Raw genomic sequence first — 14979 nt, 5'->3', positions numbered from 1 at the left:
ACCACGATCCGCTACATCGGACTGGCCAAGGCTACCGCTCAGGTGACGATGGCGGCCATCGCCTTCAACATGCGCCGATGGGCGGCCATCACGGGATAGGTGCGCCTGCAGCTCGGCCGTACCGGCCGAACCGCCACCTCAAACCCCAAAACTAGGCCTCAATCCCCAAGCGCAAGTGACGACCGGCTGCATTCCCATCCCGCCGTCGCGCACCTCAAACTGCGCAACAGGTCCCGTTGGGGAGAAGAGCTAGGCGCCAACGCCAACTCCCTCCTCTCCCCTAGGGGAGAGGTCGGATTGTCCCGAATTGCCCTTCGCAATTCGGATGGCAATCCGGGTGAGGGGGTCGCGCCGAACTAGGCCGCCCCACCCCTGTTCCATCCCCGCGCCCTATCCCCGAACATCACGTAACCGGTGTCCGTCACCGCAACCGTATCCTCCAGCTTGATGAACCCCCGCGTCGGGTGAAGCATGGTCGTCTCCACCGACAGCACCATGTTCGTTTCCAGGGGCTTGGCGGCGTAAGTGCCTTCGTACGTCACCGGATGGTTGGTCATCAGGAACGGCGCTTCATGCGTGATCAGCCCCATGCCGTGGGCGAAGAAATCCGTATAGGGCGCAACCTTGGAGGCCTTCAGCACGCCCTCGGCATGCGAAATCATGTCGCCGCCGATGGTGCCTGCCTTGACCTTGGAGAAGGCCGCCTGCTGCACCGTCTCGACCTCGGCCAACAGATCTTCCAGTTCGGCATCGGGTTCACCGAGAATGCCCATGCGGCAGAGATCGCCAATATAGCCATGGTAATTGCCGCCGGAATCGATCGACAGCACCTCGCCCTTCTTCCACGCCTGCGGTGACGCCGCCCGATTGTGGCTGGAGCCGAGCGTCAGCAGGCAATATTCGAAATGCGCGCCGCGATTGGTTTCCTCGCGCCGCAGATGCTCGATAATATCGGCCTTGGTGGTGCCTTCGCGCGCCCATTGGATGGTCGCCAGCATGGAATCGGTGATCAGCTCGGAAGCGATGCGCAGCTTTTCCAGCTCGGCATCGGTCTTGATGGCGCGCATGCGCTCCAGCATGTCGGTCGCATCGATCAGCTTGGCGTCCGGCAGCGCCTTGCGGATCAGCGCATAGGCGTCGGACGGCAGGAAGGCTGGCTCGATGCCGATGCGCGCGCCGGCCTTGCCGATCTTGCTGATATGCTCCACCGCAAGATTGGCGGCGTCGAGCGTGCCCCAGCAGGCGGCATGCAGCGTCGGCGTCCAGAACGGATTGTTCTGGTGCTCCGCGCCTTCCATGCGGTTGCCGATATAGGCGGCATGTTCCGGCCCGCCCTTTTCGTAGACGACAACGGGCAGATAGCGGCTGTGGCCGATCGCATCCATGGCGGCAAAGAAGATGAACTTGTAGCCGCCGAGCAGATATTGGGTGTTGTGCTTGGACGTCGCCAGCAGCACATCGATGCCGGCTTCTTCCATCAGCCGGTCGACCCGTGCCTGGTCGAACGGGATATTGCTGACGGCATTCTTGCCCGGGGCGATGTTCATCTTTCTCTCCCTGATTGCTTGGGATCGTCGGTCGCGCTGCGCCCGATCCCTCGGCTGTCGATCAAATCTGCACCATTATGCTCACTCTGGTCCAGCCAGAAACAAGGAAATGGCGTCACCGCGCCAGTCTGCAAATCGTCATTCATCGGCTACTCAGCCAATCTGGTCCTACCAGAATGATCGGTTGGAGCCACTGCTTCTAACTGGTCCAGCGGACGAAAATTTCAAAGCCAAGCAAGGATGCGCCAATTCCGTCTCTGGCGAAACCCCGCACAAGGCCCATAATCGGCGCTACAAGGAGGCTGGCGCACCCCGCTGGTATCCGGGGGGGATTGGTGCACCCGGCAGGGTCGCGGAGAGGACGGAGTTCGATCATGTCAGATATTTCTAGACGCACGCTGCTTTCGGGGTCGGCCCTGCTGCTGGCCTCCACCGCCATGCCGGCATCGGGCTGGGCGCAGACACCGAAGAAGGGCGGCCGCCTCGTGCTCGCCGCCGATTCCGAGCCGCGCAATCTCAATCCGGCGATCGTCGCCTCCAACGGCGTTTTCTTCATCTCCAGCAAGATCGTCGAGACGCTGGCCGAAGCCTCGTTTGACGGCAAGGATGGGCTCGAGCCGCGTCTGGCGCTCTCCTGGGAAGGCGCCGCCGACGGGCTGTCGGTGACCTTCAAGCTGCGCGAGGGCGTCAAATGGCATGACGGCAAGCCGTTCACCTCGGCCGACGTCGCCTTCTCGGCGCTGCAGATCTGGAAGCCGCTGCAAAATCTCGGCCGCACCGTGTTCAAGGATCTGGCCAGCGTCGACACCCCGGACGACTTCACCGCCGTATTCAAATTCGCCAAGCCGACTCCGTTCCAGCTCATCCGCAACGCCTTGCCGGCGCTGTCGAGCGTGGTGCCAAAGCATGTCTATGAGGTCGGCAAGATCGAGGAGAACCCGGCCAACAATGCGCCCATCGGCACCGGACCGTTCAAGTTCGGCGAGTACAAGGCCGGCCAGTATTACAAGCTGACCAGGAATGCCGACTACTGGGGTAAGGACGAGCCCTATCTCGACGAGATCATCTATCAGGTGCTTCCTGACCGCACGTCGGCCGCGTCCGCGCTCGAGGCCGAAGAGATCCAGCTCGCCGCCTTCTCCGCGGTGCCACTGGCCGACCTCGACCGCATCTCCAAAGTGCCGGGCCTGAAGGTCATCTCCAAGGGCTATGAGGGGCTAACCTATCAGCTCGTCGTCGAGATCAACCATCGCCGCAAGGAACTGGCCGAGGTGAAGGTGCGCCAGGCCATCGCGCATGCCATCGACAAGGATTTCGTCGTCAAGACGGTGTTCCTCGGCTATGCCGCGACCGCCACCGGCCCGGTGCCGAAGAATGACCCGCAATTCTACACCGCCGACGTGCCGACCTATCCATTCGATGTCGCCAAGGCCAACGCCTTGCTCGACGATGCCGGCTACGCCAAGGCCGATGATGGCAAGCGCTTTGCGCTCAAACTCCTGCCGGCGCCCTATTTCAACGAGACCAAACAATTCGGCGACTATCTGCGCCAGGCGCTGGCTGCCATCGGCATCGACGCCGAGATCGTCAACAACGATGCGCCCGCGCACATCAAGGCGGTCTACACCGACCACGCCTTCGACCTCGCCGTCGGCCCGCCAGTGTTCCGCGGCGACCCGGCGATCTCGACCACCATCCTGGTGCAGAGCGGCATTCCGGACGGCGTGCCTTTCTCCAACCAGGGCGGCTACAAGAACGATGCGCTCGATGCGCTGATCGCCAAGGCATCGGAAACGCTCGACACCACAGCGCGCACCGATCTGTACAAGGAATTCCAGAAGGAGGTGGCCGCCGACCTGCCGCTGATCAACGTTGCGGAGTGGAGTTTTATCAGCGTCGCGCGCGACACGGTGGGGAATATCGCCAACAATCCGCGCTGGGCGGTTTCGAACTGGGCGGACACGTACCTGGCGGGCTAGCGCGATCCGCACGCGATGCTTGCGCATCGTTTGAGCGAGTGCTCATCATCAGGGATGAGAGTTCCTTCGCGCCCCCCTCTGTCCTGCCGGACATCTCCCCCACGAGGGGGGAGATTGGCAGTTTCTGCCGCCCGCTCAGTCCCGCAACGTTGGAGATTGGCGAAGGCAGGGATGACAGCTGATCTCCCCCCTCGTGGGGGAGATGTCCGGCAGGACAGAGGGGCGCGCCGTAGAGCGCAACTTCAAATACCTTCGCGCGGCGCCATTTCCCCATGATCCGCGCCCTCACCCTCATTCGCCGCCGTCTCGTCGGCAGCATCTTCGTGCTGCTGATCGTCATCATCGGCACCTTCCTTTTGCTCGAAGCCGCGCCCGGTGACGCCGTCGACGCCTATATCGTCTCGACCGGCGGCGATGCCGGCATGATCGAATTGCTGCGTCATCGCTGGGGCCTCGATCAGTCGGAACTGACACGGCTCGCCAACTATCTCTGGGCGCTGCTGCATCTCGACCTCGGCCAGTCAGTCACCTTCTCGCGACCGATCCGCGAAGTCATCCTCGAGCGCCTGCCGACGACATTGCTTCTGATGGTCAGCGCCACCGCGCTCTCCTTCGGCTTGGGCTCGGCGCTCGGCATCTATGCCGGCGCCAGACCCGGCAGTTTTCGCGACCGCTTCCTGTCCATCGGCTCGCTGGCGCTCTATGCCGTGCCTGGGTTCTGGCTCGGCCTGGTGCTGATCGTCGTCTTCGCCGTCGATTTGCGCTGGCTGCCGATCGGTGGCATCGAGAACCTGGCCTCCGACAAGACCGGCTTCGCCCGCGCCGCCGACATCGCCAGGCACCTCGTCCTGCCGGTTTCCGCCCTCGGCTTCATCTACCTCGCACTCTATCTGCGCATGATGCGCGCCGGCATGGCCGAGGCCTGGCGGCAGGATTTTGTCCTCGCCGCCCGCGCCAAGGGGCTGTCGCGCCGCCGCATCGTGTTTGCCCATGTCGCCCGCAACGCGCTGCTGCCCCTCATCACCATGCTCGGCCTGCAATCAGCGCAGATGCTGGGCGGCAGCGTCGTCATCGAGAGCGTCTTTGCCGTACCCGGCCTTGGCCGGCTGGCGCAGGAAGCGGTGGCCTCGCGCGACACACCGCTGCTGCTCGGCATCATCCTCACCAGCGCCGTCCTGGTCATCGCCATCAACCTTGCCGTCGACATCGCCTACGCCTTTCTCGACCCGCGCGTCGGCGCCAGCGAGGCCGGCGCGTGAGCCCGCTCAACCGGCTCCTGCGCCGGCCGGAAGCGGTCGCCGGCGCGATCATTCTGGCGGTGCTTTTCGCCATGGCGCTGTCTGCGTCGCTGCTTTTCCCCGGCGACCCTCAAGCTATCGCCGGTCCGGCCCTGCTGCCGCCGTTTCAGGACTGGTCGCTGCCGCTCGGCACCGACCGGCTCGGCCGTGACGTGCTGGCCGAATTGTTCCACGGCGCCCGTACCTCGCTGGCGGTCGGGCTGGCGGCGGCAGCGGCGGCGCTCTTGATCGGTGCGGTCATCGGCACGCTGGCCGGCTTCGCCGGTGGGCTTGTCGACGAGGTGCTGATGCGCATCACCGATGCCTTCCAGACCGTGCCGAGTTTTCTCCTGGCGCTGGCTTTCGTCAGCGTCGTTGGCCCGTCGCTCGGCATTGTCGTCGCGGCCATCGCGCTTGGCGCCTGGACCGGACCGGCGCGTGTGGCGCGCGCCGAGGTACTGTCGATCCGCGAGCGCGACTATGTCGCCGGCGCCCGCGTCATCGGCATGCATCCGATGGCGATCGCTTTCCGTGAAGTGCTGCCCAACGCTCTGCCGCCGGTGCTGGCGCTGTCCTCGGTGATCGTCGCCGCCGCGATCCTCACCGAAGCAGCACTTTCCTTTCTCGGCCTCGGCGACCCCAACCGCGTCACCTGGGGCGGCATGATCGCCGAGGGCCGCACCGTTCTGCGCACCGCGCCCTTCCTGTCGATCGTTCCAGGTATCGCACTCGTGCTGACCGTGCTCGGTATCTATCTCGCCGGCGAAGGCGTGGTCGAGACGACGGCCGTGCGGAGGAGCCTGTCGTGACCGCGCTGGCTGAGATCCGCGATCTCTCGGTGCACTATCGGCGGGATGGGACCGAGGTGACGGCGCTGAAAGGCATCAGCCTTGATGTTGTTGCAGGCGAGCGCCTGGCCATCATCGGCGAAAGCGGGTCGGGGAAGAGCACACTGGCGCTGGCGATTGCAGGGTTGCTGCCGAGGAGTGCCAGGATTGAGGGTACCATCGATTGGTTCTTGGAATCGACGGGAAAGGCAAGTGCCAAGGCACCCCCCTCTATCCTGCCGGACATCTCCCCCGCGGGGGGGGAGATCAGCAGTTCCGACGTTGGCTCTTCAACTTCGACGATTGGCGAAGACAGAGATGAGAGCACAATCTCCCCCCTTGCGGGGGAGATGTCCGGCAGGACAGAGGGGGGTGTGACGGAACGCCGAACATCCGCGATTGGCGGACCCCGACAGCCCCTCCCAGGCCGCGACATCGGCTTCGTCTTCCAGGACCCTTCCGCCAGCCTCGACCCGGTGATGGCGGTTGGCAAGCAAATCGCCGAAGTCGCCCACACCCATCTCGGCCTTGACTGGCCACAAGCTTACGCCAGGGCAAAGCACCTGCTCGAACGCGTCCGCTTGCCCGACCCGGCCTCCGCCATACACGCCTTTCCTCATCAGCTCTCCGGCGGCCAGAAGCAGCACGTAGCGATCGCCGCGGCCATTACCGCCGGACCGAAACTGCTGATCGCCGACGAGGCGACCAGCGCGCTCGACACCATCGTGCAAGCCGAGATCGTCGCGCTGATCCGGCAACTGGTCATCGAGGATGGCATGACGTTGTTGTTCATCAGCCACGACATCGCGCTGGCCGCCGAGCTTGCCGAACGCATCGCCGTGTTCCGGCACGGCGAGCTGATTGAGATCGGCTCGACGGAGCAGATCGTCAATGCCCCGCGCCAGGACTATACGCGCGCGCTGCTCGACGCCCATCTTGGCCTCGACGCCTCGCCGCTGCTGCGACGGACGCCGGCATGAGCTTGCTCACCGTCTCCGACCTGACCAAACGCTATCGCCGCGGCGGCAAGACTATCGCCGCCGTCGACGGCGTCTCCCTCACCATCGAGCCCGGCGAAACGCTGGCGCTGGCCGGCCCCTCCGGCAGCGGCAAGTCGACAATCGGGCGGCTGGTGCTCAGGCTGATCGAACCGGATGCCGGAAACATACAATTCGAAGGCGATGACTTCCTTACCTTGAACGGCGCTGCCCTGCGCGCCCGGCGAGCCCACCTGCAAATGGTGTTTCAGGATCCGCTCGCCGCCTTCAACCCGCGCGCCACGGTGGCGCGCGTGCTTGACGATCCCTTGCGCATCCATGCCATCGCTTCCCGCGCCGAGCGTCCGGCCCGCATCGCTGCCTTGCTCGAGCGTGTTGGGCTGACGGCCGATCTCGCTCCACGCGCCATCCATGAAATCTCCGGCGGCCAGCGCCAGCGCGTGGCGATTGCCCGCGCCATCGCAACGAACCCGTCGCTGATTGTACTCGACGAGGCGGTGTCGGCGCTCGACGTTTCCGTGCGCGGACAGATTCTTGAGCTGCTGCTCGACCTGCAGGCCAGGGAACGGATCGCCTATCTCTTCATTTCGCACGATCTCGGCGTTGTTCGTGCGATCGCCCACCGCGTTGTCCTTCTCGACGCCGGGCGGATCGCCGAGAGCGGCGACGCCCGCGCCGTTATCGACGCGCCGCAATCGGCCATCGGCAAGGCGCTGGTGGCGGCGGCACCAAGATTGAACAGAAGCAGCAGGCAGGTACCATGACAGACGCCGAAGCCAGAGCCGAAAAACTCTCGCGCGAACTCGATTTCGCCTTCCGCAACCGCGCCGATCTCTACCGCCTGTTTCTCGACGAGCTGACCGGCGAACTGGGCGCGGAAAGAGCCGAAGCGATCATGATCCGCACCATCGAGCAGCGCGGCAAGGAGGTGGCGGCAGCAGCCTTTGCCCGCTTCGGGCCCAACGACGCAGCGGCCATCGGCGAAGCGTTCCTGGCCGTCAGCCCGGATGGCGGCCTGATGTATCCGACCGATGTCGAGCGCGGGCCGGACCACATCGCCTTCAAGGTGAAACGCTGTCCGCTGAAGGAGGCCTGGGTCGAGGCCGGTGTCGGCGATGAAAAACTTGCCACGCTCTGCCGCATCGCCGGCGCCTTCGACCGCGGCCTGTTCGAGGCGACGGGCGTGCGCTTCGACAATGTCACCTGGACGCCGGGCCACGGCTCCGGCTGCTGCCACATCGCCCTGACCAACCGGGATGCTGCCGGATAGCCAGCGGCGCCGCCCAATCAGTCGCCGGCGAACACATGCAGCTCCGTGCCCGCCTGTTCGGCAGCAGTGCGCAGGTCGGCCGTGGGTTCGCTGTCGGTGACGATGTCGGCAATGTCGTCAAGTCCGCAGATGCGCTCCAGGCTGGAGCGGCCGAACTTGTCGTGGGTCACCACCAGCACCGTCGACAGTGAACGCGATATCATCGCGCGCTTGACTGCCGCGGCGCCGGAGATCATGTCGCTCGGGCCGTCGGCACTTAGTCCCGACGCCCCGATGATGGCAACGTCAGCGTTGTAGCGGCGCACGAACTCGACCGTGTCTTCGCCCAGTACACTGCCTTCCCTGCTGTCATAGGTTCCGGGGCAAAGCAGCACGCGAAAGGTCGGATTGGCGCCGGCCACCGAGGCCACGCCGGTGGAATTGGTGATGATGGTCAGGTCGCGCTTCAGCTGCGAAAGGTTGCGTGCCACCTCATAAGTGGTCGAACCGCCGTCGATCATCACGATCTGGCCCTTCTCGATCAGGCCGGCCGCGCCGCGGCCGATGCGGGCGCGCTCGTCGACCAGGGTCAGGCCGCGCTCGGAAATTACCGGTTCGGTCGTCACCAGCGAGATCGTCGCGCCGCCATAGGTGCGGTTGATCAGCCCGGCATCGCCGAGTTCGATGAGATCGCGGCGGATGGTCTCGCCGGCGACCCCGATTCGCCGGGCGAGCTTGGAGATGCGAATGGACGCCGACCGGCGCACTTCCGAAAGGATAAGCGCGTGCCGCTCCTTCTTCGTCAGTCGGCCTCGATCCATGACACTTCCATTCCCTTTGCAGCAATCAACGCGTCAGCAAGCTCGGCAAATCCTTGCGCGCCGCGCCCGCTTGTGACGAAGGCAGGAGATGCCGGAAGTTCGCCGGCGAAGTCCAGCACATTAGCGACGCCGACGCTGTTGGGGAAGAAGCCGAACATTGGTGCATCGTTTGGACTATCGCCGACGAAGGCAATGCTGTCCTTGTCGTGGTCAATATCTATACCGAAACAGTCCTGCAAGAATAGCCGGCTTGTCGACAGTTTGTCGTATTTGCCGAACCAGCCATTGACATGGATGGACGAAATTTTCGCCGTCGCGCCATAGCGCTGGAAGATACCAACGATCTTCAGCGCTTCGGTTTTTGGCAGCGGCGCGACATCCTCGCAAAAGTCGATCGCCAGATCGGCCTCGCGATAGGGCTGGTCGGCGGCGACCGCCGCACCCGGAACCTCACGCAGCACCGTCTGCTCGATCTCGCGCAGACGTGCGGCATCGGCCTGCCGTTCGGCAGCGCTTTTGGCGTAGTGGCGAACAATCCGCTTGGCAGCGTCGTCGTAGCGAAAATAGAACGCGCCGTTCTCGCCGATCACACCATCCACCGGCCATTGCCGCGCGATCAAGTCGCACCAGCCAGCCGGCCGGCCGGTGACCGGCGCGACGATGAACCCAGCCTGCTTCAGCCGCTCCAGCGCCGCATAGGCTTTTGCCGGCAATCGTCCCCTGTCAGTCAAGGTGTCGTCTATGTCGGTCAGCACGACGGCGATCTTGCGCCGGTCCAGGTGGTGAAGTCGGCAAGCGGACGCAGCACCCGCTCAGGCTCCCGCCGCGACCGTTTCGAGCGAGACGGCCGCGACGTCGAGCATAGTGAACCTGTCGCGGATCAGCCGGGCATTGGCGACTGCTTCGTCGTAGAAGGCAGCCGGTATGGCGACCTCCTGCGGCGTGGTCGGCGCACCGGCGGCACGCAGTGCTGCCGCGATCTCGCGCGCCGGACGGGCCACGCGGGAAAGCCTTTCGCGATACGAACGCCATTGCTCGGCCAGCATGGTGTTGATGGCGGTCGCCCGCTCGTGGTCGAGCAGCTTGGGCTTGAACGCTGCCCAGCAGGAGCGTCCAAGCGTTTCGCCAAAAATCTCGATGAAGCGGTCCGGTGTATCGGCGGACGGCGCAAGCTGCAGCTCCGGCAATGCCAGCACGCGTTCCTGCAGCCGCGCCATTGTCAACGTCGTCACCGCTATGTGTTCGCCGTGATGCGCCTCGGGCAGTCCCTGGCCGCGCATATCGATGTAGTGGGCGATCAGATGTTCGCCCTGGCTGGCAGGATAGGAGCCGCCGCACAAAGTCATGCCGAGGCCGGACATGACCAGCGTGCGCACCAGCACTTCCATTGCCTCAAGGTCCCCTGTCCTGAGTTCGCCGGCCTTGGCGATCAGCGTCTTCTCGTCCTCGGCCAGAAGCATGAACGGCGCCTGCCTGTAGGGCGTGCCGATCAGCAGATGCGCCATCAGCCAGTCCGTCTGCGCTGTCGGCCGCGCCATCGAGTCGCCGAAGCCGGCGGCGATCAGCCGTTGCGGCGCCCGCGCCATCACGTCGAGATCGAGAAACACACCGACCGGCAGGCTTGCCGTCAGCGATTTCTTCAGCCCGTCCTCGGTGATCGCCGCCGACACCGAGGTATAGCCGTTCATCGAAGGTGCGGTGCCGAACACCACATAGGGTTTTTGGGTCAGATGCGCGGCATATTTGGTGATGTCGTTGATCGAGCCCGATCCGACCGCAACCAGGCCGCTGGCGTCTTTCGTGCGGGCGATCACCGATCGCACCGCGTCCATGTCCGGATGCGGATGGCGCGGCAGGATGATCTTGTCGACATCGCTGGAGCCGCGCAGCGCGATCGACACCCTCTCGCCCAGCGCCAGTCGCGTGTCGGGATCCATAACCACGGCGAGCTTGCGGCCGAGCGGTAACGGCTTGACCAGCGCATCCGCTTCGTCGCCGAGACCGCGCCCGATGACGATGGTCTTCAGCGGCACCGATAGCATGCCCTCACCATCCGGATCAGGCAACGTACCGGCAATAAGGCGATCGAGCATTTCCTTGGACATCGGGATGCCGTCCAATCAGTCAGCATGAAGCGGGGTCAGGGCATCGAACAGGGTCCGATACCGGCGGTAACTTCTGTCGTAGGCGGCCTTGGCCGAAGGATTGGGGTCGATCGTCTCGATGCCATCGCTCAGCCTTTCGGCCGCCTGTTGCACTGAGGACGAAAGGCCGATGGCGTTGGCGGCAAGGATTGCCGCACCGATCGGCGAGGCATCGGCGGCGTCGGCGATTTCCACCGGCCTGCCACTGACATCGGCGCGGATCTGCGCCCACACCCGGCTACGCGCGCCGCCGCCCGAGAGCCTGATGCGCCCGGTGGCGATGCCAAGTTCGTCCAGCCGGTCGACAACGTCGCGCATGGCGAAAGCGCAGCCCTCCAACACCGCGCGCGCGCAGGCCGCTTTGCCGTGGAAGGAAGTAAGGCCGTAGAAAGCGCCCCGCGCCTCGGCGATCCAGCGCGGCGCCATGGCGCCGGACAGCGCCGGCAGGAACAGCAGGTCGTCGCTGCCGGCAACGACCGTCGCCGCCAGCTCCGACATTGCCGCCGGAGAATCGACGCCGAAAGTGGACAGGAACCAGGTCACTGCACCGCCCGAGAGCCATCCGGGGTTGGAGACGAAATAGCGGTCACCGAGAAAACCATGCGTCTCGACCAGGCCGCCGGTGTCGAGCCGAGGCGTGTCGGACACCGCGCCGACCACTTCCGCCGTGCCGAGATTGCAGGTAACGACACCGGGCACGACAACGCCTGCGCCGATAGCTGCGGAAAAATCGTCGCCGGTGCCGACTGCCAGCGGTGTGCCCACAGGCAGGCCTGTCAGATCGGCGCCGGCCGCAGTCAAGGCGCCGGCGACCGCCGATGCATCGTCGATGCCGGGCAATTTATCTGCATCGATGTCGAAGGCGGCGAGCAGATCGCCGGCATAGAAGCGCTCCTTCAGCCCATAGAGCATGGTCGTCGAGGCCAGCGCGTGGTCGATGACGGCACGGCCGCACAAAGCCGCGACCACGAACGATACCGGCTGGTGCCAGAGTGCTACTCGGCGCGCTTCGGGCAGGTTGCGCGTTGCCCAGCGGATTTTCGCCGCCATATGCGTTGCGTCCAGAACGAGACCCGTGCGCTCGCGGATGAAATCCGGGTCGATGCCGGCAATTTCTCCCGATGCGCGCCGGTCCATCCAGATGATGCATGGCGCCAGCGCCTGACCGCTGCTATCGACAGCGACACAGCCGTCGAGCTGTCCGGCAATGGCGATTCCTTTGATGTCGGATGGCGCCAGCCCGGCCTTGTCGAGCGCGTCGGCAATCGCCGGCTTCAGCGCCGCCAACCACAGCGCCGGATTCTGTTCGGCCCATCCCGGCGCCGGAAAGGCCGGCTGGTAAAGCACGCCGGCCTCGCCACGCAGCCGCAACTCGTCATCGACGACAACCGCCTTAAGGCTCTGGGTGCCGAGATCGATGCCGATAACCGCCATTAGACACGCTCGCAATCCGCGAGGACATCCCGCAGTTGCGAGAGGATAGAACCTTTCGTCGGCGAATAGGAACCGTCGAAAACCGCTGTGCCAATGGTAAAAGCGTCTGCGCCAGCCTGCTTGATTGCCTTGATCCGATCGGCCGAAGCCACCGCGCCGGCTACGATCAGATGCCGCAACGGACCAAGGCCGCGTCGGGCGGCGCGAACCAGTTCGGCCGGGTCGGCCTCGGTGGCGCGATAGGCGAGGATATCGCATCCCGCACAACCCTTTTCCGCGAAGGAGCGGCAATCGGCCTCGACATCTCCCGGGGAGCCGCCGAGCTTGGTCGGATGGCCGACCGGCCGGCCCGGAAAAGGGTAGTATTCGGTGTCGCTCCCCTCCAGCAGCGCCATGATCTCGTCGACCTGGGTGCCGCCAAGCAGGCGTTGGATGCCGAGATCGCGGGCAATGCGCGCGGAGTTGAGGCACGCCTCCGCTGTCGTTGAGACGACTTCCATATAAGCGGTGGCGCCTGTCCGGCGAATGGCGCCGGCGAGCTTGCGCAGCACATCGGGCGCAACGCCAATATCCTTGAAGCCGACATGCTTCAGACCGACCGGCTCGATCAGATCGACCAGGTCGAGGCAGTCCTCGACCGTGCGATCGTTTCGCGTCAGCATGAAGATGAAGTCCATCCGAAAGGTCCCTCGCCTGGTCGGGAAAGCCGGGTTACTGCCGGTCTGTTAACATCTCCCAATCATTTGTTGCAAGGTGCCACATTTTAGTTTGCAGTACCACATATTTTATGACAGAACGGGCGCCGGCCCGCCAGGCACGACTTCTAGGGAGAGGGATGAATGCTCAAGCCGCTGATACGTGGGAGTACCGCATCCGGACTCCTCGTTCTCGCCGCCCTTATGTGGCAAATCACACAGGCAGGTCGAACCCGATGTGCTGATCTTCGCCAAAAGCGAGGCAAACGCACTGATCGTCAGGACAGTGAATGACGATCGCGCCTACGACCCCGGCCAACCGCTACACCTGCGCTTCCCACCGGCAGCGCTGCACACGTTCGATGCCGTGTCGGGAGCGCGGCTGCCGTGAGCACGCTGCTCGCTCTGGTGCCGCTGGCCTCCGCAGCGCTGGTCTGGCGGGTGTTCTATGTTTTCAACAAGTCGAGGCGCTGGTTCTCGACCGGCGAGCTCATCTTCTGGGACGCCATTGCGCTGGTCATCCTGCAGCTTGTCTGGCTGATCTGGTTCTGAATACGCGCCGAGATCAGTAGCCGAGCGCGCAACCGTCCTTACGTGGATACGATGTTGCCGGCATCGCTTCCGTGGCGCGAACCGTCGAGCGGCCGGGGAACTGAAAATCACGCAGGCAATCGCCTCCGATGATCCCCGCCCGCCAGCGGTAACTCAGTGCTTGATGCGGTCGCGCATGGCGTACCACAACATGCCGAGCACATAGAGCGGACCACGCAGCGCCGTGCCGCCTGGGAACGGCATCGGCGTCAGCGTCGAGAACAGGTCGAGCCGTGAGGCATCGCCGGTGATCGCTTCGGCCAAGAGCTTGCCCGACAGCGTCGACAGGATGACGCCCTTGCCGGAATAGCCATGCGCGAAATAGACCTCGCCATAGTGCCCGACATGCGGCAGCCGCGACGTCGTCACTGAGACCAGCCCGCCCCAGGCATGGTCGATGCGGCAGCTCTTCAGTTGCGGGAAAGTGGCCTCCATATGCGGCCGCACGAAGCCGGCAATGTCGGCCGGCGGCGACGGCGTGTAGCGCTCGCCGCCGCCGAACAGCAGGCGTCCGTCCGCCGACATTCTGAAATAGTTGACGACGAAGCGTGTGTCGGACACCGCCACATTGGCCGGGATGACGTTGCGCTTGCCCTCCAGCGGCTCGGTGGCGACGATGTAGTTGCCGACGGGCATGATGCGGCTGTTGACGCGCGGCTCCAGCCCGTGCAGCAACGCATCGCCGGCCAACACGACATGCTTGGCCCGCACCGAGCCCTTCGATGTCGAGACCCGGATCGAAGGCTCGCGCTCCAGCTTCACCGCCACCGAATTCTCATGGATGACGACACCTGCCGCCACAGCGGCACGGGCAAGCCCGAGCGTGTAGTTCAGCGGATGCATGTGGCCGCCAAGCGGCTCATACATGGCCCCGTGGTAAGGCGTGTCGACCTTGGCCCGCGCGTCCGCCGCCGACAGGATCTCGACATCGCGAAACTTCATCACGCTCTCAAGGCATTTCGCCTCTTCTTCGAGATCCCTAAGATCGGAGCCGTTGACCGCGCCAACCAGATGACCGGTCAGCCTCAGATCGCAATCGATGGCATGGCGCTTGATGATGTCGAGCACCAGGCCGCGCGCCTCGAAGGCGAGATCGAACAGCGCCTTCGCCCGCTCGGGCCCATAGAGCTTGACCAGCCCCTTTGCGCCCTTGCGCAGGCCGGGGATCATCTGGCCGCCATTGCGGCCCGATGCACCCCAGCCGATCTTGCCGCCTTCGAGCAGAACCACCTTCAGACCGCGCTCGGCGGCATGAAGGGCGGCGGACAGGCCTGTGCAGCCGCCGCCGACCACCACCAGGTCGGCCTCGACATCTCCCACCAGCGCCGGATGGTCCGGCGCCGGATTGGCGGTGGCGACATAGTAGGATTTGCCGATATCGAGACCGGAATTGAAACCCGTTGAGCTGGAGGCCATG

16 protein-coding genes are annotated in these 14979 nt (G+C 64.6%); 8 read left to right on the top strand and 8 right to left on the bottom strand.

The features are described from left to right. Window positions 1-356: 356 nt before the first annotated feature. Both AC1D1N_RS31920 and AC1D1N_RS31915 read right to left on the bottom strand, forming a co-directional pair. Window positions 357-1547, bottom strand: coding sequence for a M24 family metallopeptidase (locus AC1D1N_RS31920; RefSeq protein WP_436261457.1), 1191 nt, complete (start codon window positions 1545-1547; stop codon window positions 357-359). Beyond that, window positions 1544-1693 carry a hypothetical protein gene (locus tag AC1D1N_RS31915; protein ID WP_436261458.1) on the bottom strand — a complete coding sequence of 50 codons (150 nt, stop codon included), beginning with the start codon at window positions 1691-1693 and terminating at the stop codon, window positions 1544-1546. The genes AC1D1N_RS31920 and AC1D1N_RS31915 overlap by 4 nt, the downstream gene beginning before the upstream one ends. A gap of 228 nt (window positions 1694-1921) precedes the next feature. Between AC1D1N_RS31915 and AC1D1N_RS31910 the strand changes: the two genes are divergently transcribed. The 6 genes from AC1D1N_RS31910 to AC1D1N_RS31885 all read left to right on the top strand — a co-directional run bounded on the left by AC1D1N_RS31910 (window position 1922) and on the right by AC1D1N_RS31885 (window position 7898). Beyond that, window positions 1922-3526, top strand: a complete 1605-nt coding sequence (locus tag AC1D1N_RS31910) for an ABC transporter substrate-binding protein (protein WP_477353293.1) — start codon at window positions 1922-1924, stop codon at window positions 3524-3526. 272 nt (window positions 3527-3798) lie between these two features. Next, a complete protein-coding gene (locus AC1D1N_RS31905) occupies window positions 3799-4785 on the top strand; it encodes an ABC transporter permease (protein ID WP_477353291.1) in 987 nt (328 codons plus the stop codon). Next, a complete protein-coding gene (locus AC1D1N_RS31900; protein WP_477353289.1) occupies window positions 4782-5612 on the top strand; it encodes an ABC transporter permease in 831 nt (276 codons plus the stop codon). Before AC1D1N_RS31905 ends, AC1D1N_RS31900 begins: the two co-directional genes overlap by 4 nt. Beyond that, entirely contained in the window at window positions 5609-6610 is a 1002-nt protein-coding gene (locus tag AC1D1N_RS31895) for an ABC transporter ATP-binding protein (RefSeq protein WP_477353287.1), read from the top strand. Before AC1D1N_RS31900 ends, AC1D1N_RS31895 begins: the two co-directional genes overlap by 4 nt. After that, on the top strand, window positions 6607-7392 hold the full coding sequence (locus AC1D1N_RS31890) for an ATP-binding cassette domain-containing protein (protein WP_477353285.1): 786 nt from the start codon (window positions 6607-6609) through the stop codon (window positions 7390-7392). Before AC1D1N_RS31895 ends, AC1D1N_RS31890 begins: the two co-directional genes overlap by 4 nt. Next, window positions 7389-7898: an L-2-amino-thiazoline-4-carboxylic acid hydrolase gene (locus tag AC1D1N_RS31885; RefSeq protein ID WP_477353283.1), complete on the top strand. Its 510-nt coding sequence runs from the start codon at window positions 7389-7391 to the stop codon at window positions 7896-7898. Before AC1D1N_RS31890 ends, AC1D1N_RS31885 begins: the two co-directional genes overlap by 4 nt. Window positions 7899-7915: 17 nt before the next feature. Here the strand turns inward: AC1D1N_RS31885 and AC1D1N_RS31880 are convergent, their stop codons facing one another. The 5 genes from AC1D1N_RS31880 to AC1D1N_RS31860 are packed head-to-tail and all read right to left on the bottom strand — an operon-like array spanning window position 7916 to window position 12953. After that, entirely contained in the window at window positions 7916-8698 is a 783-nt protein-coding gene (locus AC1D1N_RS31880; RefSeq protein WP_477353281.1) for a DeoR/GlpR family DNA-binding transcription regulator, read from the bottom strand. After that, a complete protein-coding gene (locus AC1D1N_RS31875) occupies window positions 8680-9453 on the bottom strand; it encodes an HAD-IIB family hydrolase (protein WP_477353279.1) in 774 nt (257 codons plus the stop codon). Before AC1D1N_RS31875 ends, AC1D1N_RS31880 begins: the two co-directional genes overlap by 19 nt. 57 nt (window positions 9454-9510) lie before the next feature. Then, a complete protein-coding gene (locus tag AC1D1N_RS31870) occupies window positions 9511-10803 on the bottom strand; it encodes an iron-containing alcohol dehydrogenase (RefSeq protein ID WP_436261466.1) in 1293 nt (430 codons plus the stop codon). A 15-nt stretch (window positions 10804-10818) separates the two neighbouring features. Beyond that, complete coding sequence (locus tag AC1D1N_RS31865) at window positions 10819-12276, bottom strand: xylulokinase (protein WP_436261467.1); 1458 nt, start codon at window positions 12274-12276, stop codon at window positions 10819-10821. Further along, window positions 12276-12953, bottom strand: a complete 678-nt coding sequence (locus AC1D1N_RS31860) for a beta/alpha barrel domain-containing protein (RefSeq protein ID WP_436261468.1) — start codon at window positions 12951-12953, stop codon at window positions 12276-12278. Before AC1D1N_RS31860 ends, AC1D1N_RS31865 begins: the two co-directional genes overlap by 1 nt. Window positions 12954-13134: 181 nt before the next feature. On the opposite strand from AC1D1N_RS31860, the gene AC1D1N_RS31855 reads away from it, so the two are divergent. Both AC1D1N_RS31855 and AC1D1N_RS31850 read left to right on the top strand, forming a co-directional pair. Further along, complete coding sequence (locus AC1D1N_RS31855) at window positions 13135-13362, top strand: hypothetical protein (protein ID WP_436261469.1); 228 nt, start codon at window positions 13135-13137, stop codon at window positions 13360-13362. Continuing rightward, entirely contained in the window at window positions 13359-13523 is a 165-nt protein-coding gene (locus tag AC1D1N_RS31850; protein ID WP_436261470.1) for a hypothetical protein, read from the top strand. Before AC1D1N_RS31855 ends, AC1D1N_RS31850 begins: the two co-directional genes overlap by 4 nt. A 153-nt stretch (window positions 13524-13676) precedes the next feature. On the opposite strand, the gene AC1D1N_RS31845 is transcribed toward AC1D1N_RS31850, so the two are convergent. Further along, window positions 13677-14978, bottom strand: coding sequence for an NAD(P)/FAD-dependent oxidoreductase (locus tag AC1D1N_RS31845; RefSeq protein ID WP_477353275.1), 1302 nt, complete (start codon window positions 14976-14978; stop codon window positions 13677-13679). Between the last annotated feature and the right edge of the window lies 1 nt (window position 14979).

This window comes from Mesorhizobium sp. P2_B5 (genome assembly GCF_056404775.1).
Note: the sequence above shows the minus strand (reverse complement) of the source record. Positions and strands in the feature narration are given on the sequence as shown.

What these genes read in the sequence shown, in the direction of transcription:
- AC1D1N_RS31915 (WP_436261458.1), bottom strand. Translation starts at nt 1,693, where the DNA reads ATGAATGACGATTTGCAGACTGGCGCGGTGACGCCATTTCCTTGTTTC.
- AC1D1N_RS31910 (WP_477353293.1), top strand. Translation starts at nt 1,922, where the DNA reads ATGTCAGATATTTCTAGACGCACGCTGCTTTCGGGGTCGGCCCTGCTG.
- AC1D1N_RS31920 (WP_436261457.1), bottom strand. Translation starts at nt 1,547, where the DNA reads ATGAACATCGCCCCGGGCAAGAATGCCGTCAGCAATATCCCGTTCGAC.
- AC1D1N_RS31880 (WP_477353281.1), bottom strand. Translation starts at nt 8,698, where the DNA reads ATGGATCGAGGCCGACTGACGAAGAAGGAGCGGCACGCGCTTATCCTT.
- AC1D1N_RS31865 (WP_436261467.1), bottom strand. Translation starts at nt 12,276, where the DNA reads ATGGCGGTTATCGGCATCGATCTCGGCACCCAGAGCCTTAAGGCGGTT.
- AC1D1N_RS31845 (WP_477353275.1), bottom strand. Translation starts at nt 14,978, where the DNA reads ATGGCCTCCAGCTCAACGGGTTTCAATTCCGGTCTCGATATCGGCAAA.
- AC1D1N_RS31905 (WP_477353291.1), top strand. Translation starts at nt 3,799, where the DNA reads ATGATCCGCGCCCTCACCCTCATTCGCCGCCGTCTCGTCGGCAGCATC.
- AC1D1N_RS31860 (WP_436261468.1), bottom strand. Translation starts at nt 12,953, where the DNA reads ATGGACTTCATCTTCATGCTGACGCGAAACGATCGCACGGTCGAGGAC.
- AC1D1N_RS31870 (WP_436261466.1), bottom strand. Translation starts at nt 10,803, where the DNA reads ATGTCCAAGGAAATGCTCGATCGCCTTATTGCCGGTACGTTGCCTGAT.
- AC1D1N_RS31885 (WP_477353283.1), top strand. Translation starts at nt 7,389, where the DNA reads ATGACAGACGCCGAAGCCAGAGCCGAAAAACTCTCGCGCGAACTCGAT.
- AC1D1N_RS31890 (WP_477353285.1), top strand. Translation starts at nt 6,607, where the DNA reads ATGAGCTTGCTCACCGTCTCCGACCTGACCAAACGCTATCGCCGCGGC.